Source organism: Glycomyces buryatensis, from assembly GCF_004912275.1.
Taxonomy (GTDB): Bacteria; Actinomycetota; Actinomycetes; order Mycobacteriales; family Micromonosporaceae; genus Glycomyces; species Glycomyces buryatensis.
Window position 1 is genome coordinate 279413 of sequence record NZ_STGY01000083.1, and the last position, 26661, is coordinate 306073.

Annotated in this window: 25 protein-coding genes; 11 read left to right on the forward strand and 14 right to left on the reverse strand. The window is 67.8% G+C overall.

Annotation, left to right across the window (positions count from 1 at the left end; genetic code table 11):
- Positions 1-118: 118 nt before the first annotated feature.
- Positions 119-367, forward strand: coding sequence for an SCO4848 family membrane protein (locus FAB82_RS27690; protein WP_246039850.1), 249 nt, complete (start codon positions 119-121; stop codon positions 365-367).
- A 77-nt stretch (positions 368-444) separates the two neighbouring features.
- Here FAB82_RS27690 and FAB82_RS26120 read toward each other — a convergent pair whose 3' ends face one another.
- The 4 genes from FAB82_RS26120 to FAB82_RS26130 all read right to left on the reverse strand — a co-directional run bounded on the left by FAB82_RS26120 (position 445) and on the right by FAB82_RS26130 (position 2800).
- On the reverse strand, positions 445-1380 hold the full coding sequence (locus FAB82_RS26120) for an aminoglycoside phosphotransferase family protein (protein WP_136537494.1): 936 nt from the start codon (positions 1378-1380) through the stop codon (positions 445-447).
- 56 nt (positions 1381-1436) lie between these two features.
- Positions 1437-1640 carry a DUF4926 domain-containing protein gene (locus FAB82_RS26125; protein WP_136537495.1) on the reverse strand — a complete coding sequence of 68 codons (204 nt, stop codon included), beginning with the start codon at positions 1638-1640 and terminating at the stop codon, positions 1437-1439.
- Positions 1641-1897: 257 nt separating this feature from the next.
- Positions 1898-2035, reverse strand: a complete 138-nt coding sequence (locus FAB82_RS27355; RefSeq protein WP_168801789.1) for a hypothetical protein — start codon at positions 2033-2035, stop codon at positions 1898-1900.
- 87 nt (positions 2036-2122) lie between these two features.
- Entirely contained in the window at positions 2123-2800 is a 678-nt protein-coding gene (locus FAB82_RS26130; protein WP_136537496.1) for an SDR family oxidoreductase, read from the reverse strand.
- Positions 2801-2890: 90 nt separating this feature from the next.
- Between FAB82_RS26130 and FAB82_RS26135 the strand changes: the two genes are divergently transcribed.
- The 4 genes from FAB82_RS26135 (at position 2891) to FAB82_RS26150 (ending at position 7675) form a co-directional block, all read left to right on the forward strand.
- Entirely contained in the window at positions 2891-3271 is a 381-nt protein-coding gene (locus FAB82_RS26135; protein WP_136537497.1) for a DUF1304 domain-containing protein, read from the forward strand.
- Positions 3272-3339: 68 nt separating this feature from the next.
- Positions 3340-5676 (forward strand): autotransporter-associated beta strand repeat-containing protein, encoded by a 2337-nt coding sequence (locus FAB82_RS26140; RefSeq protein WP_136537498.1) that lies wholly within the window; start codon positions 3340-3342, stop codon positions 5674-5676.
- A gap of 70 nt (positions 5677-5746) precedes the next feature.
- Positions 5747-6532 (forward strand): class I SAM-dependent methyltransferase, encoded by a 786-nt coding sequence (locus tag FAB82_RS26145; RefSeq protein WP_136537499.1) that lies wholly within the window; start codon positions 5747-5749, stop codon positions 6530-6532.
- 135 nt (positions 6533-6667) lie between these two features.
- Positions 6668-7675 (forward strand): NADP-dependent oxidoreductase, encoded by a 1008-nt coding sequence (locus FAB82_RS26150; protein ID WP_136537500.1) that lies wholly within the window; start codon positions 6668-6670, stop codon positions 7673-7675.
- A 57-nt stretch (positions 7676-7732) separates the two neighbouring features.
- On the opposite strand, the gene FAB82_RS26155 is transcribed toward FAB82_RS26150, so the two are convergent.
- The 3 genes from FAB82_RS26155 to FAB82_RS26165 form a co-directional block, all read right to left on the reverse strand.
- Positions 7733-9064, reverse strand: coding sequence for a M14 family zinc carboxypeptidase (locus FAB82_RS26155; RefSeq protein ID WP_136537501.1), 1332 nt, complete (start codon positions 9062-9064; stop codon positions 7733-7735).
- Between the two features lie 97 nt (positions 9065-9161).
- Positions 9162-11159 (reverse strand): elongation factor G, encoded by a 1998-nt coding sequence (locus FAB82_RS26160; RefSeq protein ID WP_136537502.1) that lies wholly within the window; start codon positions 11157-11159, stop codon positions 9162-9164.
- Between the two features lie 151 nt (positions 11160-11310).
- Positions 11311-12126, reverse strand: coding sequence for an HAD family hydrolase (locus FAB82_RS26165; protein ID WP_136537503.1), 816 nt, complete (start codon positions 12124-12126; stop codon positions 11311-11313).
- Positions 12127-12315: 189 nt separating this feature from the next.
- Here FAB82_RS26165 and FAB82_RS26170 point away from each other — a divergent pair, with 189 nt between their 5' ends.
- The 3 genes from FAB82_RS26170 (at position 12316) to FAB82_RS26180 (ending at position 14433) form a co-directional block, all read left to right on the forward strand.
- Positions 12316-12933: a GyrI-like domain-containing protein gene (locus FAB82_RS26170; protein ID WP_136537504.1), complete on the forward strand. Its 618-nt coding sequence runs from the start codon at positions 12316-12318 to the stop codon at positions 12931-12933.
- Between the two features lie 55 nt (positions 12934-12988).
- Entirely contained in the window at positions 12989-13564 is a 576-nt protein-coding gene (locus FAB82_RS26175; RefSeq protein ID WP_136537505.1) for a TetR/AcrR family transcriptional regulator, read from the forward strand.
- A gap of 80 nt (positions 13565-13644) precedes the next feature.
- The gene (locus FAB82_RS26180; RefSeq protein WP_136537506.1) at positions 13645-14433 is read left to right on the forward strand and encodes an oxidoreductase; all 789 of its coding nucleotides are present in this window, start codon (positions 13645-13647) and stop codon (positions 14431-14433) included.
- 82 nt (positions 14434-14515) lie between these two features.
- On the opposite strand, the gene FAB82_RS26185 is transcribed toward FAB82_RS26180, so the two are convergent.
- From FAB82_RS26185 to FAB82_RS26210, 6 genes are all read right to left on the reverse strand, one after another.
- The gene (locus FAB82_RS26185; RefSeq protein WP_136537507.1) at positions 14516-15658 is read right to left on the reverse strand and encodes an NUDIX domain-containing protein; all 1143 of its coding nucleotides are present in this window, start codon (positions 15656-15658) and stop codon (positions 14516-14518) included.
- Between the two features lie 101 nt (positions 15659-15759).
- Complete coding sequence (locus FAB82_RS26190; RefSeq protein WP_246039852.1) at positions 15760-16377, reverse strand: class I SAM-dependent methyltransferase; 618 nt, start codon at positions 16375-16377, stop codon at positions 15760-15762.
- A gap of 31 nt (positions 16378-16408) precedes the next feature.
- Positions 16409-17482, reverse strand: a complete 1074-nt coding sequence (gene rhaS / locus FAB82_RS26195) for a rhamnose ABC transporter substrate-binding protein (RefSeq protein ID WP_136537509.1) — start codon at positions 17480-17482, stop codon at positions 16409-16411.
- Positions 17483-17517: 35 nt separating this feature from the next.
- Positions 17518-18516, reverse strand: coding sequence for an ABC transporter permease (locus tag FAB82_RS26200; RefSeq protein WP_136537510.1), 999 nt, complete (start codon positions 18514-18516; stop codon positions 17518-17520).
- Complete coding sequence (locus tag FAB82_RS26205) at positions 18506-19540, reverse strand: ABC transporter permease (protein WP_136537511.1); 1035 nt, start codon at positions 19538-19540, stop codon at positions 18506-18508. Before FAB82_RS26205 ends, FAB82_RS26200 begins: the two co-directional genes overlap by 11 nt.
- Complete coding sequence (locus tag FAB82_RS26210) at positions 19537-21129, reverse strand: sugar ABC transporter ATP-binding protein (protein ID WP_136537512.1); 1593 nt, start codon at positions 21127-21129, stop codon at positions 19537-19539. Before FAB82_RS26210 ends, FAB82_RS26205 begins: the two co-directional genes overlap by 4 nt.
- A 142-nt stretch (positions 21130-21271) precedes the next feature.
- Between FAB82_RS26210 and FAB82_RS26215 the strand changes: the two genes are divergently transcribed.
- The gene (locus FAB82_RS26215) at positions 21272-22474 is read left to right on the forward strand and encodes a sulfotransferase family protein (protein ID WP_136537513.1); all 1203 of its coding nucleotides are present in this window, start codon (positions 21272-21274) and stop codon (positions 22472-22474) included.
- A gap of 42 nt (positions 22475-22516) precedes the next feature.
- Here the strand turns inward: FAB82_RS26215 and FAB82_RS26220 are convergent, their stop codons facing one another.
- Positions 22517-24955 carry an Hsp70 family protein gene (locus FAB82_RS26220; protein WP_168801790.1) on the reverse strand — a complete coding sequence of 813 codons (2439 nt, stop codon included), beginning with the start codon at positions 24953-24955 and terminating at the stop codon, positions 22517-22519.
- Positions 24956-25147: 192 nt separating this feature from the next.
- Here FAB82_RS26220 and FAB82_RS26225 point away from each other — a divergent pair, with 192 nt between their 5' ends.
- Both FAB82_RS26225 and idi read left to right on the forward strand, forming a co-directional pair.
- Positions 25148-25615: a hypothetical protein gene (locus FAB82_RS26225; RefSeq protein WP_168801791.1), complete on the forward strand. Its 468-nt coding sequence runs from the start codon at positions 25148-25150 to the stop codon at positions 25613-25615.
- Between the two features lie 14 nt (positions 25616-25629).
- Entirely contained in the window at positions 25630-26175 is a 546-nt protein-coding gene (gene idi, locus FAB82_RS26230; protein ID WP_136537516.1) for an isopentenyl-diphosphate Delta-isomerase, read from the forward strand.
- Positions 26176-26661: the final 486 nt, after the last annotated feature.

Here is a 26661-nt window from a genome sequence, read left to right on the forward strand (position 1 = left end):
ATAGCGACCTGATCCGATGCGGTGAAGAGGGCATCGTGCCACTCCGGACGAACGTGACCGGTGACCGTCCGAGCACTCCCGTCAGGGTCGGGACGTCGGCACGGCGGATACTGGGCGCATGAAGCTCAGTCGGCCGATCTCGCTGTTCCTGCTCGCCTTCGGCGTGTGGTCGTGGTTCATCTGGATCACGTTCGTCAAGAATCTGATAGCGGACGCCAGTGGCCTGGCGTTCGACGCGGCGGGCGACCCGACCGCGTACTTCTGGGTGCACCTCGTGCTTGCGGGGACGTCCTTCGTTCTGGGGACGGCGATCGGCCTCATCGGACTGCGGGGCTACCTGGCGGCACGCAAGTCCACCGGAGACTGAGATTTCGGTCCTCAAGGGATTCTCGATCCCCGGGTTTCACTCGTTCGGGTGCAACGGCATTGATGTGACCCGAGTGCTCAGACGCGTTCGAGGGTTTCGATCACTCGCATGACGTCATCGGCGTATGATCCCTGGCCCGCGTCGACCGCCTGCTCGATGGCGCGCAGCAGCGCCCACGCCCGCACGCGTTCATAGTCGGCCCCGAGCCCGTCGGCGACGATCCGCACCGGCTCGGCACCGGTCAGCGGTCCGTGAAAGAGCTGCTTGAACACGAAGTACCCGCCGTCGAAGGCCCGCTCGGCCAGAAACGGCTTGGGATCGATCAACAGCCACGGTTCGCGCTCGGCCGAGACGATATTGCCCAGGTGGGTATCGTGATTGGCGATCCCGACCTCGGGCGGGTCGGCCAGTGCCCCACACAGTTCGACGGCCCGCTTGAGTCGGTCGGCGCCGAACATGTCGACCAGTTCCCCACTGGGACTGGAGTATTGGGCCTCCCAATCGGCAAGGATGGCTGCGGCCGTGGGGAGGGGCGGGAAGTCGCCCGCCGTCAATTCCGGCGCGGGGACGCGCCACAGCCGGCGGTACAACTCGGAGGCGATCGTGTATTGCCGCCGGGCGGCGTCCTTTTCGTTCAAGCCGGGGAAGACGTGGTCGAGCAGGGGCAGGCCGGGTTCGGCCCGCTCCAGGAGCATTGCCCCGGTCTCGGCGTCGTACTCGTAGAGCCGGATCGCACCGTCGCCGTCGTAGGCCCGCAGTCCGGTCGGCTCCCCCACACTCTCGGGGCCGTACGGGATCAGCTTGAGGACGGCGGGCGTGCCGTCGGCCCGCTCCACCGGCAGGACGTACGAATGCGATCCGCCGTCGAAGGGTTGACCGGTCGGCCGCAGCGACCACGTCTCCATCTGCCTGGTCGTCATCGCGTCCAAGCCTTCGAGCCAGCGCTGCCCGGCCTCACCGAACCAGTCGCGCATATTGGCTTGAATCGAATCGGGCACCGCATAGTCGTCCACGGCACCAGTATCGACGCCGGGTCCGCGCCCCGCAAACGCTTAGCCGCCGAGCCGAGTCAATTCGCGGGCTTGGCGACCGGGCGGATCTGCTCGGGCCGGAGCGCGAACATGGCGAGCGTGGACCCGTCGGGGTTGACGAACTCCACCTCATAGGCCTCCACCGGGTTCCCGTGGACGAGCACGATGGTCCCGACCTCGCCGGCTTTGACGCCCTCCTCGGGCACGTCCACGGCCAGTTCGACCACGTCCAACTCATTCATCTGGTCCTCCTGATGGAAACCCTGGCCTTCGCGCCGGGGAGGATATCGGGCTGTTTGTCTACTTGACGGGCCAGTTGGCACGGAACTGGACGCTTAAGCATATGAACCATGTTCGTACAGTATCGAGAACCAAGTGCGGTATTGACACGGATAGTAGAAGTGTGAAGTTTGCACTACTCGCCGCTGGGCACCGAAAGGCTCGGAGCGATCTGGGAGCGGAGAGGCTAAATGCTTGTGGAGGACTCGTGCCGCGAGGGTCAATCAGTTCTTCGAAGAGCCCTTATCGTGACTTTCGGGTCAGTCAGATCGAGGCCGACATGGAGCCGTGACCCATGGGTATCGATCTGGTCGAGCACGCCGCGCAGCACCGAGATCAGCTCGTCTGCCAACGACACTTCGGGGCTCCTCACGGAGGGGTACCGAATTGACGCTATCGGTTTGTGCCCGTTAGCGGTAGCACTGTGTCAGAAACTTGATACAGGTCAGTCTGTTTCGTTCTCCACGAAGGCATCCACCGCGTCCTGGATGGAGCTGTCGCCGCCGATCAGCGTCAGGGTCTTGCAGGTGAGGTCCGGGGTCTGGAGGATCTGCGCCAGGACGGCGGCCACGTCGGCCCGGGCCACGGAGCCCCGCACGGTCCCGTCCTCGGTCAGCGTCACGGCTCCGGTCGGGTCGTCATTGGTGAGCGAGCCGGGGCGGACGATCACCCAGTCGAGGTCGCGGGCGCGCAGGTCCTCTTCGGCCTGGAACTTGGCGGCGATGTAGGCGGCCCAGACCTCGTCGCGTTCGGGATCGGGCTCGGAGTCGGCGCCGATGCTGGAGATCTGCAGGAAGCGGCGGACGCCGCTGCGCTCGGCCGCGTCGGCCAGCAGGACCGAGGCCGCCCGGTCGACGGTGTCCTTGCGGGCCGCACCGCTGCCGGGTCCGGCGCCGGCGGCGAAGACGACGGCGTCGACCTCCTCCATGTCCAGCAGTCCGGACACGTGCTCGGTGTCGGCCTGTTCCAGATCGAGGACGATCGGACGCCCGCCGATACCGGTGATGTCCTCGGCCTGGTCGGGGTTGCGGATCAACCCCGTGACCGAATGCCCCTGCGCGGCCAGGTTCTCGGTCAGGTGCAACGCGATCTGTCCGTGCCCTCCGGCGATGACGATGTGCATGACTTCGAGGGTAACCGGATTACCGCCACTCCAAAAGCGATCGGCACGAATCCTTGCCGTTCGGGAACACCATGGGCGAAACTTCATCCCATGCTGCTCACCGTTCAGATCCTCGCGGCCCTCGCCGCCGCCGTGCACCTCTACATCTGGGTCATGGAGTGCCTTCGCTTCGGCGACCCGAAGGTGTACCGGGACGTCTTCCGAGTGCCGGAGGCCAATGTGGAGGCGGTCCGGTCCTGGGCGTTCAACCAGGGCTTCTACAACTTGTTCCTTGCGATCGGCGCGGCGGTCGGCGTCGCGACGGTGCGAGGCGCGCCCGCCGTGGGCTGGACGCTCATCGTCTTCGCTTGCGGCTCAATGCTGGCCGCCGCGCTGGTGCTCGTCGTGCGGGATCGCGGCTACGCGAGCGCCGCCGCCAAGCAGGGCCTGTTCCCGTTGCTGACCTTGCTCGCCGCCCTGACGCAACTTTGAGCAAGGCGTACACGCTCCCACTCGACGGCGGATAGAAACCGCTATCTGAGTCCGGTACTTTCGGGGACGTGAATGCTGTTCAAACCACCGCTCCGCCCCCGCGGAGGCCCTGGACGCGAATACTGCTCGTCGCACTCCTCGCGTTCCTGCCCGTCCCGTTCGCTGCCGCCCCGGCACAGGCAGCCCAGGACATCACCGACCGGATCCGCTCCGGCGAGGACGTCGTGCTCGACGGCGACGCCGACATCAAGCTCGACGACGGCGAGGAGGTCACCTACGGCGGCGTCATCTCCGGGGTCGGCACCCTCACCATCAGCGGCGGCGGCAAGCTCATCCTCACCGCCAACAGCGACTTCTCCATTCCCGAGGACCGCCAGACCCAGACGGTCGAGGCCCGCGGAGAACCCTGGTGGTGGAACACGATCGAGAACCCCGACCCGCCCGCGGTCACCGTCGAGGCCGGGGCGACGCTCCAATACGGCGACGGCCAGGGCGAGACCGGCGTCATCGGCCACTACCCGTACGACCTCTCGAACTTCGAGTGGAACGCCCTCAACCACCACGTCGACGGGACCCTGATCGTCGCGGTCCACGGCGGGCGCTACCACCCGGGGAACCTCAGCGGCTCGGGCTACATCGCGCAGCAGCGCCACACCTGGGACGGCCTGTCGCTCGCGGGCAAGCACACCTTCTCCGGAGTGCTCTACAACGGCACGGTGATCCACTACAGCCAGCGCGAGTTCCTGTCTACCCTGCCCGATGTGGACACCATTACCAATCAGGGCTCGTTCATCATCGACACCCAGGAGGGTAACGACACCGTCGTCGGCGCGAACTTCTTCTCCCGCGAGTGGGGCAACGACATCAACTTCCACTCGCAGATCTTCGGGAGCAAGGTCGTCATGACCGGGGTCTACTCCTGGTCCGATTCCGGCGAGGACTGGGATCCGTCGCTGTCGGACCCGAACCTGAACTACCAGGTCGTGGACCACAACAACAATAAGCGCGGCATCAATATCGAGGGCGCCAAGGTGCAGTGGGGCGACGGCACCGACGCCGACTTCTTCCTGCCGGGCAACCGCGACACCGTGTACATCAACATGCACGCCAGGCGCATTCGCAGCCACCTGATCCTGAACTACAACGGCCCGGTGACGCTGGGCATGCCGATCTCCGGCGGGATCTACCACGACACGATGACCACGCCGGGCGAGGGCGATGTGACGATCGCCGGCACGGACGGCAACGAGGTCACCTTCGCCGACCAGCAGAACTACAACGGGGCCACCACGATCGAGTCGGGGGCGGTCCTGCGCCTCGGCACCGGCGAGGCCGGCGGCGACGCCTGGCTGCTCATGGACACCGAGCTCAGCGAGGTCGTCGACGAGGGCGCGCTGGTGGTCGACAATGCCGAGAAGGACATCGAGCTCTCCGACATCAGCGGCGGCGGAAGCCTGGAGCAGGCGGGCCAGGCGACGCTCACCCTGACCGGCGATACGTCGTACACGGGCGCGACGACGGTTTCGGACGGCACGCTGGCCCTGACCGGCGCAAGCCTCGCCGAGTCGGCGAATCTGGAGCTCACGGGCGAGAAGGCGGTCTTCGACGTCTCGGCGGCCGAGGAGTCGACCGTGCCCGACCTCAGCGGCATCGAGGGAAGCTCGATCGCGCTCGGATCGAGCACCCTCACCGTCGAGAACGGGGAGGAGACCGAATACGCGGGCGGCGTGACAGGCGAAGGCGCCCTGGTGAAGTCGGGCGAGGCGACGCTGACGTACACCGGCTCCAGCGCGGCCGAGGGAGCCTGGACCGTCTCTGACGGCACGCTCGCCCTGGGCGGCGCGGAGCTCGCCGGAGACCTGGGCGTCGAGAAGCATCTGGCGGTAACCGAGAAGAGCACGGTGGGCGGGGACCTGACCATGGGCGATGAGTCCACGCTGACCGTCGGCACCGGCACCGGGCTCGCGGTGGCGGGCGACGCCGTGCTCGACGGGACACTGAAGATCGACTACGCAGAGGGCGACCCGCTGCCCGAGGAGATTCCGGTGGTCACCGCCGAGGGCAAGATCGAAGGCACCTTCGCGGGCTTGGAACAGGATGCCGCGGTCGACATCGGCGGCACCGAATACACGGTGGCCTATGAGGAGGGACAGGTCGTACTGCGCACCGACGCTCCGCAGGCGGCGGCGCCCGAGGAGGAGGGCGCCTCATTCAGCGATCTGTCCGGGAACGGCTGGCCGGTGTGGGCCTACGTCCTGGCCGGTCTGTTCCTGCTACTGCTGATCGGGTCGGGCGTGCTGGTGTTCTACCTGCTGCGCAAGGGCGACAATATCGACGACGAGGAAGCCGAATCCACCGAATCCCAAGACGCCACAATGGAACTACCCATGGTGAAGACCGACTGACAACGTTTGCACCGCAGCGGAGGTTCGGCTATCGTTCCACCCTCCACAACTCGATGTAGAGGAGCGGCGCATGACCACGGGCACGCAGCGCGAGAACGTCAGGTCCAATTACCAGGACTCGCAGAACCTCAAGGACCGCATCAGCCTGTACCGGTACCGGGACCCCGAGATCGATCCGGTCGATGTCGCCCTGCGGCTGCTGCCCTCGGATCTGCGATTCGTGCTCGACGTCGGGTGCGGCCACGGACAGTACATCGGGGGGCTGCGCGGGGCCCATCCTGAAGCGACCGTGGTCGGCATCGACGCTTCACCGGCCATGCTCGCCGAGGTCGAGCCGCCGATCATGGCCGCCGACGCGCAGGCGATCCCCTACCCGAACGATGCCGCCGACGCGGTGCTCGCGATGCACATGCTCTACCACGTGCCCGATATCGCAAAGGCCGTCGGGGAGTTCCGCCGAGTCCTCAAACCCGGGGGAACCCTCCTGGCCTCCACCAATATCGAGGGCGACATGGCCGAAGTGTGGGAGCTGTGGAGCGAGGCCACCGCCGAGGTGCTCGGCAATGAGGGGTACCAACACGGCACGGAGCTGATGCGGTTCGACTCCGCGAACGCGACCGGATACCTGGAGGCCGAATTCGACTCGGTCGAACGGTTCGACGAGCGAGGCAAGGTCGCGGTCCCCGCTCCCGGTCCGATCCTGAACTACTTCGCCTCGGCCCGCTCGTTCGTCCCGTACGACGACGCCACCCACGACGCGATCATGGACGCCGCCGCGCGGCGATTGGAAGCACACTTCGAGCGGCACGACCGCTTCGAGTTCGACAAGGTCCTGGTCTTCTACCGCTGCCACTAGACGTGATCCGCGGAACGACACGACCTCGAACCCCCAGCTCATAGAGTCGTAGTCGGCGATCACAGCGCCAAGGACGGGCCAGGTTTATAACGAACGTTAGAATCGATTCGTACCGCTATGCACAGGGGGATGCACATGACTTGGAAGAGCACCGAGGTGCGGCTCATCGCGCGCCCGACCGGCGAGCCCGTTCCCGCCGACTTCGAGCAGATCGAGATCGAACTGCCCGACCCGGGACCGGGTCAGGTCCTGATCCGCAATGAGTGGATGAGCGTCGACCCGTACATGCGAGGCCGCATGGACGACGTCGAGTCCTACATTCCGGCGTTCAAGCTGGGCGAGGCGATGACCGGGACCGCGACCGGCACCGTGGTCGAGTCGAACGCGCCCGACCTGCCCGTCGGGACCTCCGTCCGGCACTTCGCCGGATGGCGCACGCACGTCGTGCTCGACGCCAAGGCCGCCGAGCCGATCGACACTACCGCCGTTCCGGCCGAGGTCTACCTGGGAGTCCTCGGCGTCACCGGCCTGACGGCCTACCAGTCCCTCGTCGCGATCGCCCCCGTCAAGGAGGGCGACACGGTGTGGATCTCCGGCGCCGCAGGCGCCGTCGGCACCGCCGCCGGCCCCATCGCCAAGGCGCTCGGCGCGGCCAAGGTCATCGGCTCGGCCGGCGGCCCCGCCAAGACCCGGCGCCTGGTCGAGGAGTTCGGCTACGACCACGCCGTCGATTACCGCGCCGGGGATCTGGAGGGCAAGCTGCGGGCCGTCGCCCCCGAGGGCATCGACGTCTACCTGGACAATGTGGGCGGCGACCACCTGTCCGCCGCGCTTGCGCTCCTCAAGGTCCACGGCAGGGTCGCCATCGTCGGCGCGATCAGCCAGTACAACGCGGAGGGGCCGAGCACCGGTCCGGCGAATTTCGATCAGGTGATCCGCAAGCGCCTGACCCTGCGCGGCATGAACGTTCAGGACCACACCGATCTCGCACCCGACTACGGCAGGCTCGCGGCGCGGCTGCTCGGCGAGGGCAAGCTCAAGCAGGAGCAGACCGTGGTCGAGGGCATCGACAATGCGATTGAGGCGTTCGGGTCGATGATGCGCGGCGCCAACACCGGCAAGATGCTCGTCAAGCTCGTCTGAACCACCGAAAGCGCCCCGGACCTGGCTGGTCCGGGGCGCTTTTTCGTGGCCCGAAGGCTATTCGGCGTACGGGGCGGCGGCGGCCTGCGCGGCCGTCATGAGCGCGTCCTCATTGGCCGGCCACAGAGAGTCGTCCACGCACTCGTAGGCGGGGAAGAACCCGCCGCAGTTGCCCGAGTCGGGGCCGACCTCGTAGGTGTAGCTCGCGATGCCGAGTTCGCCGTAGGTGAAGTCGTCGGTGGTGCCCGACGTGGCATAGCCGACGGTCTCCGAACCGGTGCCCACGAGGTAGCCGTTCGAGTCGGACATGGCATTGCCGAGCGCCCGCAGCCCGTCGTCGTTCGGCGGGCTGTCATCGGTGTAACCCCACGGCACGATGATGTACTCGCCGTAGCTGTGCAGGCTGATGAACACGTCGCGAGCGTCGTCCGGAGCCGGGTCGGTCGCGCTCTCGCCGCGCTGGTCGGGGTGGATCGCCCGCAGCCAGTCCTCGATCGCCTGGGTCTCGGGCTCCGAGGCCGCCGCCGGACCCTGGAAGGTCTCGGCGCACGGGTTGGTCGAATCCGCGCCCCATTCGAAGCTGGAGTTCCGGTTCAGGTCGACGCCGAGGCTCTCGCCGCAGTCGCCGTTCGAGTCGTTCGCGTTCTTGCGCTGGAGGATCGGGTCGTCGCCACCCGAGGCGACGATGTCCACGCCGTCCGGGTTACCGATCGGGACCACCCACACCTCCGTGGTGTCCAGCAGCTCGGTGACGGCGTCATCGGTGCCGTAGCCCTCGACGAGCTTGTCGATCCACCGCCAGGAGATCTCGCCGGTGGCGATCTCGCGGGCGTGGATCTGCGAGATCATCGAGAAGCGCGGCTTCGTCGACTCAGGACTCTGCTCGCAGTCGCCCTCGGCGATCTTGGTGATGCAGATGGCCATGATGTCGTGGCCGCCCTCGCCCTGGGTCTTGAGCCAGGAGTCGCCGATGTCGAAGACCTGCGTCAGGTCCGGGTTCGCGGCGGCGACCTCGTCCAGGTGGGCCTCGTACTGCTCGACGGTGTGGTAACCGCCGTAGTAGGTGCCCTCCTGCCGCACGCCGGGGGCGATCTCCTTGTAGACGGTGTCGTGGAACTGCGGGTCGTAGCCGAGGCCCCGCAGGTCCTCGGCGATCGCGTCGTCGCCGATGACCAGAGTGGAGTCCTCGTGCGCCTCTGCGACGTCGAATCCCTGGCCCTCAAGGTCGGCGACCTGGTCGGCGGTCAGACCGGACAGGCTCCAGGTGACGGGTTCGCTCTCGGCGGGTCCGGCGGGATCGGCTTGCGCGGTCATCGTCGCCACGCCAGTGGCCACGGCCGTGAGCGCGATCGCGATGCCCGCGGTGACGAGCCTTCGCTTCGAATGCATGGATGCGTTCCTTTCTCGGCGCGTCCGGGGTGACGGTGCGCCAGAGGGGGGGTAGAAGTGAGGACTAATCATACCCATAGCTGTCAATAGCGTCGTATTACTCCACATTAGGACACAACGGGTCCGACCGCGTGCGCGTGCGAGAAGGGGCCGGACCACTCACCGGCTCATAGCGATCGAAGACGCATTCTGCGACGCCTTCCCCGCTGGTGAGCGAGGGCAGGCGCTGGCCGAGCGCGTGCACGGAGGCGGCCGGGATCGAGCCCTCCAGCACGTAGGCGCGGCCCTTCCCTTGTGGCACCGGCTCGGGCGGCCCGCCCGGAACCGCCCGCAGCTTGGCGAGCAGGGCGAGGACGCCGCGGAGCGCGTCCTCCGGCACCTCGATCCTGAAGCGGTGCACCGGTTCGTGCACGGCCGTTCCGGCCCGGGCCAGCGCGTCCATGAGCACCACCCGCGTCAGGTTGCGGAAATCCCCTGCGGTGGAGGACATGCTCTTGTCGAAGCTGCCGTGCGCACTGCTCTGCCTGGCCCAGTAGCCGGAGTGCGTCATGGTGACGGTGCAGTCGTGGACCTGCCAACCGCGCAGTCCCTCATTGAAGGTGCGGTGGACGGACTCCTCGACGGCATTGAAGAACGCGGGCGGCATCGATCCGAGTTCGACGCCGAGCTTGAACTCGATCCCAGCGTCGTTGGAGGCAAGGTCGTTGGAGGCGTGGCCGATCGGGGCGGGGTCGATGCGCAGCCCGACGGTAGCCAGGAACGGATTCGGTTCGACGGCGATGAACTGGACGGCCTCCCCCGAGCCGGTGGGCCGTTCGATGCAGATGACGGTGGACTCCTGGAAGTCGACGTCGAGCCCGAACTCGTCGGCGAGGGTCGCCTCGATGACCTCCTTCTGGACCTCCCCGTACAGGGACAATGAGAGCTCGGATTCGGATTCGTTGTGGTGCAATCCGATGAGCGGGTCCTGCTCGGCGAGCTGGGCCAGCGCCTGGTGGAGCGCGACGCGGTCGGTCTCGCGCGCCGGGACCACCACCGTCTCCAATGTGGGTGGAGCGAAGTGCTCGGTGCGGCGCTTCGGGGCGAGCCCGATCGAGTCGCCGATGCGGGCGTCGAGGCCCCAGAGCTTGGCGATCCGCCCGGCCGAGACGGACTGGGCGCGGTGGTCATCGCCCTGGTCGAAGACGCTGATGCCGGTGACCTTGCCTTCGCCCGCGCTGACCGGCAGCCGATCGCGGACGCTGATCGTGCCGGAGTACATGCGGGCGTAGGCGATCTTCTCCCCCGCCGAGCCGCGTTCGACCTTGAAGACGGTGGCCGAGACGGGACCGGCGGGCTCGCCGTCTGCGGCCGGCAGCAGGTGCCGGATGCCCTCGGTGAGGCCGTCGACGCCTTCGCCGGTGATGGCGGATCCGAAGTAGACGGGGAAGACCCGCGCGGCCGCGGTCTGCTCGACGAGCGAGCGGCGGATCCGGGCGGGCGACGCGGCGCGCTCGTCGCCGACGTAGTCGGCCAGGAAGGCGTCGTCGTGCTCGGCGAGCAGGTCGGTCAGCTCGGTGAGGAACGCTTGATCGGTGCGCGGACTCGATTGGCTGCGGGCCCCGATGCCTTTGATGTGTTCGACGGTGTCCATGGCGATCACGGCGGGGTCGAGCTTGGCGGCGAGGTCGGCCAGCAGGTCCTCGTAGCGGGCACCGGCGCGGTCGATCTTATTGACGAAAATGAGCGTCGGAATCCCGAGCCTTCGCAAGGCCCGCATGAGGATGCGGGTCTGGGCCTGGACGCCTTCGACGGCCGAGACGACCAGGACGGCCCCGTCGAGCACGTTCATGGCCCGCTCGACCTCGGCGATGAAGTCGGGGTGGCCGGGCGTGTCGATGAGGTTGACGACGGTGTCGCCGATCGTGAACGAGACGACGGCGGCCTTGATGGTGATGCCGCGTCGGCGTTCGAGGTCGAGCGAGTCGGTCTGGGTGCTGCCGCTGTCCACGCTGCCGAGGGCGTCGGTGACGCCGGCCTCGTGGAGCAGGCGCTCCGTCAGGCTGGTCTTACCCGCGTCGACATGGGCCAGGATCCCAAGGTTGAGTGTGCGCACGTACGGTCATGTCCTCCGGTTTGACGATGCTTCCTTTCTGGCTGGACATGAACTGTGGACGCATTGGTGACTCCTCCGTCGATCGGTGCTCGGAGGTAGTACAGCAGACGGCGGCGCGGGCCGCAATCATTATTCGGCGGGTCGAATTGACTCAGGCGACGCTGCGCGCGGCTTCGATGAGTCCTTCGATCACTTGTGCCACACCGTCTTCGGCATTGGACTTGGCCCGATCGGTGGCGGCGGCCAGGGTTTCTGGGTGGGCGTCGCCGACGGCGTAGGACCGGCCGGCCCAGGAGAGCATCGGGGCATCGTTCGGCATGTCGCCGAATGCGACGACGTCCTCGGGGCCGTAGCCGTGTTCGGTGCACCAGATTTCGAGGCCGGTGGCCTTATTGACGCCGGGGGCGTTGAAGTCGAGCATCCCGAAGTCGCCCCAGTGGCACATGTCGAGCTCGGACAGATCGGCCCCGGCGACGGCGGCGGCCATGTCGTCCCCGGTGCGTTCGGGGTGGTAGAGCTTGATCTTGACGACGCGTTCGGCCCGGTCGAAAACCCCTTCGAGGCTGTCGGCGAAGTCCCAGTTCGGGGAGTTCACGAGCTCTTGGTACGGCCCCTCGCCGACGATGCCGGTGCCGGTCTCGACGGCGAACGCGGCTCCCGGCAGCAGTTCGGTCAGCGTCTCGCTCACCTTGCGCGCCACGGGAAGCGGGATCGAGCGCAGAATGCGGATGTCCCCGCCCTCGGGCTGGCAGAAGATCGCCCCGTTGGCACAGATCGCGGTGTCGACCAGCTCCATGAGTCCGGGGAGGTTCGCGACGCCGTAGGGGGTGCGGGCGGTGACCGCGACGATGGCGAAGCCGTGCTCGCGGGCGGCGACGAGCGCCTTGCGGGTCCGCTCGGTGAGTTGGTGGTCGGGGCCGAGGAGGGTGCCATCCAGATCGGAGGCTATGACATTGGGGGTCTGCACGGGTCAAGTATCTCCCCACCGACCCCGGTAGGCAAACCTGTTCGTTTCAGGCCCTGCCGAAGGCCCCGATGGAGGCGTGGAACAGTCCGGGACCCGAGCCCGCTGTCGCCGCTCCCGCAATTCGCCCGGACTTGTCGGACCCCGCGCGTAGCGTGGCGGAAGAGAGCCTGCCTAGCCAAGGAACTCGAGATGGCCGCCTACGACCTCAAACGCGAGCTCAAGTCCCTCTACGCGCCCAAGAACACCGACTGGGACCTGTTGGACGTGCCCCCGCAGCAGTTCCTCGCGATCGATGGCCGGGGGGACCCGAACACCGCCGCGGCGTACACCGAGGCCGTGGAGGCGCTCTACTCCGTGGCCTACACGATCAAGTTCGCCTGCAAGCGGGGCGAGGGCGGCGACTTCACCGTGGGGCCGCTCGAAGGACTCTGGTGGTCGGACCGCCCGGAGGACTTCACCGCCCGGGCCAAGTCCTCGTGGCAGTGGCGGATGCTGATCTGCCAGCCGGCATGGGTCGACGCCGAGCTCATCGAGGCCGCCAAGGCGACGGCGCAGGCCAAGAAGCGGCTCCCCGCGATCGCCCGAATCGAGCACCACGCCCTCGAAGAGGGCCTGTGCGCCCAGGTCCTGCACCGGGGCTCGTACGACGACGAGGGTCCGACACTGGCGGACCTTCACAGGCACTTCATGCCCGACCACGGGCTCGCTTTCAACGGCCTCCACCACGAGATCTACCTGAGCGATCCCCGCAGGGTCACCCCGGAGAAGTTGAAAACTGTTCTGCGCCAACCGGTTCGAAAGACATAGTGATCCGGCGCATATGTATTTGACCTAGGGGTCAAGAATGGTTTACGGTTGAGACATGGGCAGGCCTAAGCAGTTCGAACCGGACGTCGTCGTTTCACAGGCGATGGACGCGTTCTGGACGAATGGATACGGCGCCACGTCCCCGGCCGACCTGGCCGAGGCGACGGGCGTCGCCAAGGGCAGCCTGTACCACGCCTTCGGTTCCAAGCGAGCACTTTTCGACAAGGCACTGGAGTTGTACGACCGGGCCGGCGCCGAGATGACCGAGGAGTACATGTCCATCCCGGGCACCGCCAAGGAACGGATCCGGGCCTACCTGATGCTCATCGTGGAGATGGACCTCGCGGCGCCGGTGCGCCGCGGGTGCCTGGCCGCGAACACCGCACTTGAGTTGGGCGGCAAGGACGAAGACGCGTCCAGGGCCGTGCACCGGATGCAGGAGCACACGATAGCGATACTGACCGCCCGCATCGAGCAGGGCCAGCGCGACGGCGACGTCGCACCAGGCGTCGATGCCCGAAAGCAGGCCCGTTTCCTCATGAACACCATTGTGGGGCTGCGCGTCATGGCCAAGACCTATGACGGTCCCGAACTCCACGACATCATCGACACCTCCCTGACCAACTTCTAATTCACCGCGCCCCATCCGGGGCGTTTTTCTCACCTCGATATTTGACCTCAAGTTCAAGAAAAATCTCTGGAAGGAATCCAATGGACCTCGGAATCAATGGAAAGACCGCGATCGTGACCGGCGCCAGCCGCGGCATCGGGCTGGCCATCGTGCGGGCCCTGGCCGAAGAGGGCGTCCGCGTCGTCGGCGCCGCTCGGACCATCACCCCGGAGCTCGAAAAGGTCGCCGCCGCGACGGTTTCAGCGGACCTGAGCACCAAGGAAGGCGTGACCACGCTGGTCGAGCAGTCCCTTGAAACTCTCGGCGGGATCGACTACCTCGTCAACAATGTCGGCGCCGGCGACGCGGCCGGGATGACCATCGGCAGCTTCCTCGACGTCGGCAATGACCAATGGGAGTCGATCTTCAATCTCAATCTCTTCAGTGCCGTGTGGACCACCCGCGCGGCCCTGCCGAGCATTCTGGAGCGCCGCGGCGCGATCGTGAACCTCTCCTCGGTCAACGCCAAGGTGCCGTCCACGAGCCCCGTCGGCTACGGCGAGGCCAAGGCCGCGCTGACCGCCTTCACCAAGCGCATCAGTGAGGAGTTCGCCCCGCAGGGCGTGCGGGCCAACACCATCTCCCCCGGCGTCATCGGCAGTTCGCTGTGGAGGGACGCCGGCAGCTTCGGGGAGAAGATCGCCGAGGCCTACGGCGTCCCGCACGAGGACTTCCTCCAGGCCATTCCGCAGCAGTTCGGCATCGCCTCGGGCCGCATCGGAGAGCCCGAGGAGGTCGCCGATCTGGTGGCGTTCCTTCTCTCCGACCGGGCGGCCAACATTCACGGAGCCGACTACGTCATCGACGGCGGCACTCTGAAGAGCTTCTAGTTCGAGTCCGGGTGCGGACGGTCGGCGACCGTCCGCACCCGTTCGGCATGTGCCGCAGCCGGTTCGACCCGCGTCGGTCGGATCAACGGCGGTATGCCGCGAAGGCCTCCGGGACCCGCAGTTGGTGGCCCTTGAAGAAGTCGATCGTGTTCCACTCGTCCTCGGTGATCCACCGATGGTCGGAGGCTTCGAGCTCGGCCAGGCGGATGGGCTGGTCGGGGTCGTTCACCCGGGCCTGGAAGCTCATGATCATCGGCATGCGGGAATCACCGAGATTGTTCTCGCGCTTGTCGAATGCCCACACCAGGCCGGTAATCGTGACATCGAGGCCGCTCTCCTCGGCGGCCTCGCGGACGGCGGCCAGGGCGACTGTCTCCCCCACCTCGGCGCCGCCGCCGGGCATGGCCCACTGGCCGGTGTCGGTGCGGCGGATCAGGAGCAGCCGGCCTTCCTCATTGAAGATCGCGGCGTCCGCGCCGGTCGAGAGCCCCACGACGGCCAGGTCGCCGCAGTCGACCGACGGGTAGTCGATCTCGGCTTCGAAGGTGTTCGCGCACAGGGCCTCGATGCGCTCGTAACGCTCGCGCTCATAGAAACTCTCAGTGATCTTCAGCCCTTCCTTGGCGAGGTCGGCGACCTGGTCGAGGATTCGTTTGACGACTGCCGCGACCGGCAGCGGCGACGGCTCGCGCTCGATGGCGCTCTCCCCCGGCGCCAGGAATTCCAGCTCACCGGCCAGGTCTCGATCGCCGGGTTCGAGGATGGCTTCGACCTCCTCGGAGGTCAATGGCGTCGTCGCCCCGTAGGCCAGCAGGAACGTGTGCGGGCACGGCAGGCCTGCCAGGTCGGTGTCGGCGATCCCCTGCGGCTGCGAGTCCACATCGGCGTCGAGAGCCTCGGCGAGACTGTTCAGACTCTGACCCAGCGAGGGCTCCTCCCAACGCAGGCGGCGGCGCCGCACCACGGTCTCGCCGTCGGAGCACGCAATGCGGATCTCGGTGGCGGGCATCGGGGTTCGCAGGAACAGGTCGGTATCGAAGATCGCCTGAATCTCATCGGCGCTGCGGTGATCGACCAGCGCCATCAGCTCGGTGGCGGACTGGCGCAATTGCCGCATCCGAGCCATGTCATCGTCGGTCCCGCCCCAGTAGAGCCCATTGGCGGCCTCGGCCCGAATAATGTCGGCCAATCGTGCCAGCCCGATCGCTGCCTGCTGGTCGGTCATGCGCGCTCCTTCGTCCGTCGGGGCTCAGATCGTACGCCGCGCATCTCGATCCCGCACGCCGCCGATCTGTGCGTGCGGCAGCGCTTGGCCCGCCGAGACAGTCAGGGGCGGCGCAGGATCAGGCCCTGGTATTGGTCGATGTTCCTGTCAAGGGCGACGAGATTGAGTGCTTCCAGCGTGAAGTGGTCGGCGGCCACGGCCCTGATCTGAGGTGCGGTCATGAAGGAGAAGAACCGCTTCGGCTTATAGTGATCGTCCGGCCAGACGCCTTCGAAGTCCTGGCCGCCGTACTGGCCCCAATAGAACAGTCCGCCGGGGGCGAGAACGCGGCGGATCTCGGTGAGGACGGCGGGGAGTTCGGCCCGCGGGACATGCAGCAGGCAGTTCATGCCGAAGACGGCATCAAATGTGCCATCGGCGAAGGACAGGTCGCTGAAGTCCATCACCGCTGCGGTGAGGCCCTTGGTCCGGCAGCGTTCGACCAGTTCCGGCGAGAGGTCCACGCAGGTGACCTCGAGTCCCTCGTCGGCAAAGTAGCGGCCGCTCACCCCGTGCCCGGCGCCGATTTCGAGCAGGCCGGTCGCGCCGGATTCAAGCAGGTGGGTGAGGAAGCGGGCTCGTTCGGCCCGCTTCCACTCCGCGTCTTCCATCCCCGCTCGTGCGTCGGTGTCGGCGTCGTACGCCAGCTTGAGATCGTGTTTCAGCGACTCGTATTTCATGTCGGCAACTGTGCCATGGGCTTGCGGCCGTTCAGAAGTCGAAGTCGTCGATATTGTCGGCATTGAAGCGGGTCGGGGGGCCGAGGGTGACGATGCCGTCGGCTTCGACGGTGTATTCGCCGAGGTCACCGGCGGTGAAGACCTCGCCTTCGGCTCCGGTGATGATGCCCGAGGCCGCGGCCGCGGCGGTGTAGGCGGCCAGTTCACCGAGGGCCGTCGGGTCCCACAGTGCGAACTCGGTGACGGTGCCGTCGGCGATGTATTCGCGCATCTGGTTGGGAGTGCCGAGACCGGTGAGGGCCACTTCGCCCTGGTACTCCGAGCCCGAGAGGTAGCGCGCCGCCGCGGCGATGCCCACGGTCGTCGGGGAGATGATCGCCTTCAGATCCGGATGGGTCTGCAGGAGGCCCTGGGTCTCGGAGAAGGACTTCTCGTCCTCGTCGTCGCCGTAGACCACGTCGACCAGTTCGAGATCGGCGTAGTCGGGATTGCTCTCCAGCTCGGCCTCCATCGCCTCGATCCAAGCGTTCTGGTTGGTGGCGTTGGCCGTTGCGGACAGGACCGCGATCTCGCCGGCCCCGCCGGTCTGCTCGGCGGCCATCTCCAGCAGGGACAGGGCGACCTCGTCGCCGTTGACCTGGCTGACGAAGAGGTCGCGGCAGGAGGCCTCCACATCGGAGTCGAAGGTGACCACGATGGTGCCGCCGGCGCGAGCCTGGTCGAGGGAGGCGCACAGCGCGTTCGGGTCGTTGGCGGACAGCAGGATCGCGTCGCTCGCCTGCTGGCTGAGGGTGTCGATGTAGCTGACCTGCGAGGACGCGGAGGCATCGGAAGGGCCGGTGTATTCGTAGGTGCCTTCGAGCTCGGTCACCACGGCCTCGGCCCCGGCGCTGGAGGCGTCGAAGTACGGGTTGTTGACCGACTTGGGAAGCATTGCGATCGACAGGCCGGTCTGGTAGTCGGCGTCGGGGTCGGCGGTGCCGCCCGTGGCCGCACCTCCGCCATCGTCGTCATCGCCCTGGGTGGTGCCGCCGCAGGCGGTGGCCGCCAGCAGGACGCCCGCCAGCAGTGGTGCGGTTATAGAGAGGATTCGTTTGCGAGACATGAGTTTCACGCCTTTCGTGAGGAGTGTTCGGAGGATCATGCGGTTCGGCGTCTTCGGGCGCGGAGCGCCTCGCCCGCCGAGGAGATCAGGTTCGGCGCCAGGACGGCGACGATGAGGAGCGAGCCGGTGACGACGGTCAGCGCCTCGGTGGAGACGTGGGCCAGCCGCAGCGCGTTCTGCACCGCCGTCAGCAGGACCACCGCGGCCAGCACGCCCGGCAGCGCGCCCTTGCCGCCGAAGATCGAAACGCCGCCGAGCAGGACGACCGCCACCACCGTCAGTTCCAGCCCGTAGGCATTGTCGGCGCGCGCGGACGAGTACCGCAGCGTCCACAGCACGCCGACCAGACCCGCCATCGCGCCGGAGCCCACGTAGAGCCAGAACTTCAAGCGCCGCACCGCGACTCCAGAGTAGGCGGCGGCGATGGGATTGGCCCCGGCGGCGTAGATCGAACGGCCCCACGTCGTTGCGTGCAGCAGGACCGCGAAGGCCGCTGCCAGGATCGCCATCGGTATCAGGAGATTCGGGATGCCGGACTCACCGATCGTGCCGAGGGTCCAGCCGGTGAAGTTCCTCGGCCAGTCCGCCACCGCAGTATCGCCGAGCAGCACATAGGACAACCCGCGGTAGAGCGCGAGAGTTCCGATCGTGACCGCCAGCGACGGCAACCCGAAGCCGGTGATGAACAGCCCGTTGACCGCCCCGAGGACCGCGCCGAGCAGCACCGCGAGCGGCATGATCGTCTCCAGCGAGACCCCGGCGTTCCACATCACGCCCATGGCGGCACTGGTCAGACCCACCGTGCTCGCGACCGAAAGGTCGATCTCGCCGGTCATGACGATGAGCGTCATCACCAGCGCCAGCAGCAGCACCGGGGCGAGGTCGATGACCAGGTGCCCGGCGTTGCGCGCGGTCCCGAAGTGCTCCACCGACTGAGCGGCGATGAGCAGGAACAGGACCGTGGCGGCAATGATCGCCGCATCCCAGGTCGCGAGCGAGCGCAGCGCGCCGGAGGAGCGAAATCTAGTCCACATGCGAGGCCTTCCTCCGCAAGGCGCGGGCCGCCCGCAGACCCACGAGTCGGTCCAGGGCGATCGCCGCCAGGATCAGCGCGCCGACGATGGCCTGCTGCCAGAACTGGTCGATGCGCAGCACCGGCAGGGCGTTCGAAATGACGGTCAGCAGCAGCGCGCCGAGGCCCGCGCCCAGCACCGTGCCCGAACCGCCGAAAATGGCGACGCCCCCGACCACTACCGCCGCAACGATATTGAGCTCCATGCCGTACCCGGCCGAGGCGTCCACGGTGCCGAAGCGGGCTGCGTACAGGACTCCGCCGAGACCGGCGAGCGCCCCGCACAGGACGTAGGCGGTCATCAATCGCCGCCCCGCCGGAAGTCCGGTCTGCCGGGCCGCCTCGGGATTCGAGCCGAGCGCGTACAGGTCACGTCCGGCCCGGTAGTCCGAGAGGAATACCGCCACGGCGGCGAGCACCAGCGCGGAGATGATGAACAGGTACGGGACACCGAGCACCGCCCCGGAACCGAAGTCGAGGAAGCCGCGAGGCAGGTCGGAGGCGTTGACGCGCGAGCCTCCCGCGGTGAAGTAGACGATGCCTCGGAAGACGTAGAGGGTCCCGAGGGTCGCCACCAGCGGCGGGACCTTGCCGAAGTGGACGATCGCGCCGTTGACCGCGCCGCAGGCGGCGCCCGCTCCGATCCCGACCAGGAGCGCGAGCGGGACCGGCGTGCCGGATGAGAGGGCTGTGGCGGTCAGGTATGCCGAGAGCCCGAGTGTCGAGCCGACCGACAGGTCGATGCCGCGGGTGAGGACCACGACGGTCATGCCGGCGGCGAGCAGCACCGTGACGGCGGCGGCGAACAGGAGGTCGCGAATGGACTGCGCGCCGAGGAAGCGGGGATTGACCGATGCGGTGATGACGATGAGCGCGGCGAGTGCGAGGAGCAGGCCCAGCGCGCGGAACCGCAGGATCAAGTCGAGCGCGGTCGAACCCGTTCCGGCGGAGGGAGTCTGGTCGGGGGCGTCGGCGACCGTCGTCATGACCGCACCTCCCCGATGTGCTCCTGGCCGCTGGCGAGTCGCATGAAGGCCTCCTCGGTGGCCGCAGGCCGCGCGAGCTCGCCGACCAGGCGGCCCTCGCGCATGACCAGGACGCGGTCGGCCATGCCGAGGACCTCGGGCAGTTCGGAGGAGACCATGAGGACGGCGACGCCGTCGGCGGCCAGGTCGGACAGCAGCCGGTGCACCTCGGCCTTGGTGCCGATGTCGATGCCGCGCGTGGGCTCGTCGACGATGAGGAGCTTCGGGCCGGTGGCGAGCCACTTGGCGAGCACGACCTTCTGCTGGTTGCCGCCCGAGAGCGTGCCGACCGGGTCGGTGAGCCGCCCGTACTTGGCGTGGAGTCGCCCGGTCCATTCGGCGGCCTCGCGCCGTTCGGCGCCGCCGGTGAGGAATCCCAGCCGCGAGAGGCGGTGCCGCCTGGTCAGGGTGGCGTTGCGCAGGATCGAGAGGTCGAGCAGCAGTCCCTGTTGGCGGCGGTCTTCGGGCACGAGGGCCACGCCCGCGCGCATTGCGGCCCGGGGATCACCCGAGCGCAGTTCACGCCCGTCGATGCTCACCCGCCCGGCGTCGCGTGCCTCGATCCCGAACACGGCCTGGACGGTCTCGGTGCGTCCGGCTCCGACCAGGCCGGCCAGGGCGACGATCTCCCCGGCGCGGACGGTGAAGTCGATATCGCGGCACAGGCCGGTGCGGGACAGGCCCTCGACGCGCAGGACCACGTCGCCGGGTTCGGTCTCGCGGTGCGGGTACATGGCGCTGAGGTCGCGGCCGACCATGCGGCGCACGAGTTCGTCGGTGGTCACCGCTTCGATGGGGTCGGTGGAGACGCGGCGCCCGTCGCGCATGACGGTGACCCGCTGGCACAGCGCGTGGACCTCCTCCAGGCGGTGGGAGATGAAGAGGATCGCCGTTCCCTTCCGCCGCAGGGCGTCGACGGCCCCGAAGAGGCGTTCGACCTCGCGTCCCGAGAGGGCCGCGGTGGGTTCGTCCATGACCAGGACGCGCGCCTGGAGCGAGATGGCCTTGGCGATCTCGACCAGCTGCTGGTCGGCAATGGACAGGCCCTTGGCGGGCCGGTCGGGGTCGAGCGCGACACCGAGGCGTTCGAAGAGCGCGGCCGCTCGGCGGCGCATCTCGGCGCGGTCGATGCGTCCGAGCCGACCCCGCGGTTGGCGGCCGACGAACAGGTTCTCCGCGACGGTGAGGTCGCCGAACAGCGCCGGTTCCTGATAGATGACGGCGATCCCGGCCGCCAGCGCATCCGCGGCGCCGGTGAAGGCGACCGCTTCACCGTCCATTTCGATGTGTCCGGCATCGGGGCGGTAGAGCCCGGCCAGGATCTTGATGAGCGTGGACTTCCCGGCGCCGTTCTCCCCCACCAGGGCATGGGCCTCACCGGAGTGGAGTTCGAGTCCGGCGTCCACCAGCGCGCGGACGGCGCCGAAGGACTTGGCGACGCCGGTGAGCGCGATGACCGGATGCGGTTGGGGCGGTGGCGGATCGGATTCGACTGCCAACTGTCTCGACCTCCGATCAAAGTAATGAATCGTTTCAATGTATCGATGCATCTGCACTTTATCCAGCGCGATCGTGCGACGTCAACCCCGCAATGGCGTCGGTTCACCTTCGATTCCGGAGGCAAACGCGACCCAAGGCGGCATATGAAAGACTGAGTCACGTTTGCTTCCGCCACTTGTAGAGGACTCCCTCATGCGCCGTGTCGCCCGCTGGGTCCGACCGCTCAATGCCGCCATGACCCCCGCCCTCTCGCGCGCGCTCCGCAACCCCGACGCCGTGTTCGACCGCGTGGTCGCCAAGGCCGAGCAGGCCTCCGGGATGAGCGCAGGCCAGGATCCGGACTTCACCGAGGACTTCCGGCAGCTGCTGCACCGCTTCGCGGACGTCCCGACCATCTCGTACATGGGCTGGATGGGGACCGTCACCGAGATGGGGATGCGGCTGGAGAACCGGCTGCGCATCCGCCGCCTCCACACCGAGAATCCCGAGATCGCGAACGAGCCGATCGACCGGCCGATCATCGTGGTCGGCCTGCCCCGCACGGCGACGACCCTGGCGCACAAGGTCATCGCCGACCCCGAGGACAACCGCGCGCCGTTGCTGTGGGAGTTCCACAATGCCGACCGCTTCGACATCGACCCGCGCCTGCGCGTGCAGCGCCGCAAGAAGGCCGGTCAGGTCTCCAAGGCGGTCAACATCATCACGCCGATCTGGGCCGACATCCACCCCTCGTCGGCGGAGACCCCGGAGGAGTGCGTGCTGGCGCTGCCGCACGGCCTGCACTGGATGACCCGCTTCCCCCTCCCCGGGTACCGGGACTGGCTCGGCCAGCGCGACTTCGTGCCCGACTACCAGTATCTCAAGGAGTTCCTCCAGGTCCTCCAGCACGGTGACCGGCCCCGCCGCTGGGTCCTCAAGTCCCCCTTCCACATGTACAACATCGGCGCGCTGCTGCAGGTGTTCCCCGACGCGAAGATCATGTGGACCCACCGCGACCCGCAGACGGTCATGGGCTCCTGGTGCTCCCTGGTGGAGACCGGTACGGCCCTGTGCAACCGAACCTACGACCCGCGGCGCATCGGCGCGGAGTGGCTCGACACGCTCTCGTGGATGGTCGAGCAGGGCCGCCGGGCGCGGTTGCAGGTCCCCCCGGAGCGAATGGTCGACGTGTCGTACCACCAGCTCACCGCCGACCCGTACGGCCAGCTCCCCGACATATTCGAGCGCCTCGACATGAAGTGGACGATGCGCGAGGAGGGCAACCTCGAAACGGTCCTGGCCCGGCCCGGTATGCGCCGCAACCACGAGTATTCGTTGGGGCGTTACGGACTCGATCTCGACCAGGTCGAGGAGGCCTTCGGCGACTACACGCGCATGGTCGCCTCCATGCGGTAGGGATCATTATCGCGGCCCGCCGGTCGGCGGGCCGCTACCTTGCTACTCCTGGAGGCTCCAGGTCTGGACGGTGCCGAGCCCCGATCCGGTGACCGCCACCGGGTGTCCGTCGACATTCGCGATGGCCGCATAGTAGAGCTCGTCGTCGCCGCTGTGCGGGGCGAGGCTCTCGCCGATCTGCTCGCCCGTGTCGAGGTCGAACAGGCTCAGACCGGTACTGCCCCAGACCAGTACGACCGGGCGGTCGTTCAGCTGGGTCACCTCCATGTCGTAGACGGTCTGGTACAGCTCGGTCGCGGCGGTGCCGTACTTCTCGGCCGAAGCGAGGTCCCACGCCTGGACCGATCCCTCGCTGGTGGCGGTCACCGCCAGTGCCGTGTCGCCGGCCTGGCCGACGTCGAAGGCGGCGACGTCGTAGGCGAGCTGGTCGAAGGTGCCGCCGGCGCTCTCGCCGGTCTCCATGTCGCTGACGTACACGCGGTTCTCGGAGACGCCCACCTCGCGCATCTTGCCGTCGACCTCTTCGAGCGTCCACCAATCCGGGTAGTAGGTGGACTGGATGGTGTCGATCTCATCGCCGGTGAACAGCTGCATGATCTCGTTGCCGCTCGCGTACGCGGGGACCGATCCCCACATCCCGACCCAGGCGACTCCGTTGTAATTGGACTCGCGGGAGTCGATCACCTCGCTCGGGTCGTCGAGGTACCAGACGCTCTCGGTGGAATAGTCCTTCGACCACACCACGGGCCGCCCGTCCACATCCACGATCGACATGCCCTCGATCTCGTCGGTGTGGCCCCGGTAGGTGTCGATGAGTTCGCCGGTGGCCGGGTCCCAGATCCGGATGATGCCGTCGACCCCGCCGGTGACGGCGACGGTCTCCCCGTCCACTTCGGCGGTGCGCACGCGCGTGACCGCTCCGACGTGCGGGTCGGTCATTTCAGCGATCTGGTCCCCCAGCTGCGCGTCGGCGATGTCGACCAGACCCGACCCTTCTCCGGGGTCGGACTCGCCGCTACTGCCCCCGCTGTCGCCGCTCGCCTCCTCGCCGCTTGACTCCTCATTGTCGGCGGCATTGGACGTGTCGTCGTTGCCGGCGTTGAGCTCGCCCTGGTCCTTCAGGATTCCGGGCACGATGAACAGGCCCGCGATGAGGACGATGGCCAGTGCGGAGGCGATGAGCGTGGTGATGCCGGCCGTGGAGGTGAGCCAGGATCGGCTCTGCTGCGCCGGGATCGGGCCGGTCTGCATGGACGGCTGCGTGATCGGGCCGGTCATGTGTCCCTGCTGGACCGGCATCGGGCTCTGCATCTGCGGCATCGGCGAGGGCTGTGGGGTGACCTGCGGCCCGGTCACCTGCGGCGGCAGGGCGGGGCTGGGCGTCGGCGCGGGCGAGGTGGAAATGATCTCGCGGGTGACGAGGCCGCCCTCGGAGACGGCCAGTTCGGGCTGCTCGATCGCCGCCGGTGCGATCCCCAGTTCCTGGTGGAGTCTGGTGGCGACCAAGGGCATTCGGCTGGCGGCGCCGACCAGGAACAGCCCGGCGATCTGCTCATTGGCCAGGCCGGACTCGCGAATGACGCCCTGGGCGACGCGGACGGTGCGCTCGACCAGCGGGGCGCACACGGACTCCAGTTCCTCGCGGGTGAGATGGGCGTCGACATCGATCAATGGAATGGTCAGATCGGTCGAGACGCTTCGGGACAGCCGCTCCTTGGCCTGCCGCACCTCCTCCATGAACGTGGCCCGGTATCGCAGGTCCGCGTTCTCGGTCGGCGACATGATCCGCGTCCAGCGCTCGTCGTCGGGCTGCACGCTCGCGGCCAGGTGCTGGGCCAGCGCCTGGTCGAAGTCGAGCCCGCCCAGGTCGAGTGCGCCGTCGACGGCCAGGATGTCGAACCCGCCGGCGGAGCGGCGCAGCACGGTCGCGTCGAAGGTGCCGCCGCCGAGGTCGTAGACGACGACGCCGGATCCGATGGGCACATCGTGCTGGAGGGTTTCTACGAAGTAGCTGGCGGCGGCGACCGGCTCGGCGATCAGGTCGACTTTGCCGAGTCCGGCGGCGGTCGCGGCGTCGGCGACGATGTGGCGGCGGGTCGGGCCCCAGGCGGCGGGGACGGTCACGGTGACCTGGCCGAGATCGCCGAGGGTCTGCTGGCAGTCGCGCGCGACCCGGCTGAGGACGGCGGCGATCACGCTGGTGACGGGAAGTTCGGTCTCTCCCAGCAGGATCGTGGCGTCATCGATGCGGCGCTTGGGGTTCGGTTCGAAGCGCTCGGGCTTGCGGCGTCCACCGTGGAGGGCGTCAGCGCCGACGACGGGGCCGCCCTCGTCGTTCATGAACACCGCCGACGGCAGCTGGGGCGAGCCGTCGAACAGTTGCTGGTGGACGCGTCCGTCGGCGCGGCGGATCGAGGCGACAGTGTGAGAGGTGCCGAAGTCGATGCTGACTCCGGCTGGGCGGGGGTTGCTCATTGCCATGGCAGCAACTTTAGTGAGGTCCGTCCAGACTCCACGGGGCGCCGTCTCGACTCCCGGTGACGTGTCCCTCAAACGGAGTACCCCTGCGCGACAATACGACACGCACACTGTCGTGGATCCGTCCCTGGGGTTGACTCTCGCGCGATGCGGTGCTGCGCTTGGGGGATCAATGGTGCGATCCGGAGGTGCGGAATGGAACGTGAACCCTCGAGCCCGGTATCTCGCGCGGGCGGGCTGGCCGCGCTCGGCGGCTCGATGCTGGTGGCGTCGTCGATGTTCATGCCGTGGGTGGACAGCGGCCCCGACAAGGGCACCGACTACTGGCATCTGTCGGGAGTCGAAGGCGTCCAGAGCGATCAGGGCACGTACGGAGTGTCCCTGGTCCTGATGCTGCTGCTGGTGGTGTGGTGCGCCCTGTTCTTCGCCTGGCGCACGCACGAGACGCGCATGGCCTGGGCGTTCGGAGGCTTCGCGGGGACGGCGATGCTCTACGGCGGCGACCTGCGCATCACCGAGGACCTCGCGGCGTCGGCGTACGCCTCGGGCGAGACGGTCGCGGCCGTCGGCCTGTTCATCCTCGCGCTCGGCTGCGTCATCGCGGTCGCGGCCAACGTGCCCGAGCCGCACGGCGCGGTGCACGCCGGTTTGAAAGGCCGCTGAGGCACCATGGGCGGATGACTGACGCGGTAGAGGAAGTGGTCCTGCTCGACGACGACGGGACGCCGATCGGGCGGGCGCCCAAGGAGGCCGTGCACGGCGGGGACACACCGCTGCATCTGGCGTTCTCCTGCTACGGCTTCGACCGGGCCGGGCGGGTCTTGATGACCCGCCGCTCGGGCCGCAAACGGGTCTTCCCCGGCATCTGGACGAACACGTGCTGCGGGCACCCCGGCCCGGGCGAGTTCATGGAGACCGCCATCGCGCGGCGAATCGGCGAGGAACTCGGGGTGGTCCCCGAGGACCTGGTGTGCGCGCTGCCAACATTCCGATACCAGGCCGACATGGATGGGGTGCTGGAGAACGAGATCTGCCCGGTCTACCTGTGCCGCATCGAGACCGACCCGTCCCCCAATCCCGACGAGGTCGAGGGCTTCGAGTGGATCGCCTGGGACGCCTACAAAGCGCAGGCGCTGCGGGCGGACTCGGACATGTCGCCGTGGACGCGGATGCAGGTGCGGCAATTGGACGAGTGGGGGCTCGTGCAACGCTACCTCGCCTAAGGGCAATGTCGATCAGTAAGCGCCGGTTCGTACCGGACAAGGTTGCAACTGGGGTTCGGGCCCTCGGCGGTGGCGAGGTGGCGAGCCTGTCGCCGGTGAATCGCAGCGCCCGGCAGCGTTTCCCTTGCGGTTCAGGCGGTCAACGATGGATTGGTGAAGAGTCGGTCCCGGGTGCGCCGCTGGGGTTGGGTGGCACTGTTCTTGACGTTCAGACTCTCAGCGACGGAGTGGCGGGGAAAGCTGGTCGGGGCGGCCTGCCGGAACGGGGCTGGTCGTGGGTGAAGGTTCAAGCCGTCAGCGATGAAGCGGCGGCAGACCGGTCCTGGGTGCGTTGCCGAGGTCGGGCCGGAATGCGTTGCGGCGGGGCCAGGCTCGGCGGAGCGGCGACCCGAGCGGGGCCGGTGGCCTTCGCGGCCTGACCGCGCGTGCGGGGGGGGGGGCAGGGGCGAGGCGCCGTCGAGCTCGAGCTCGGGTCCGTCATGGTCG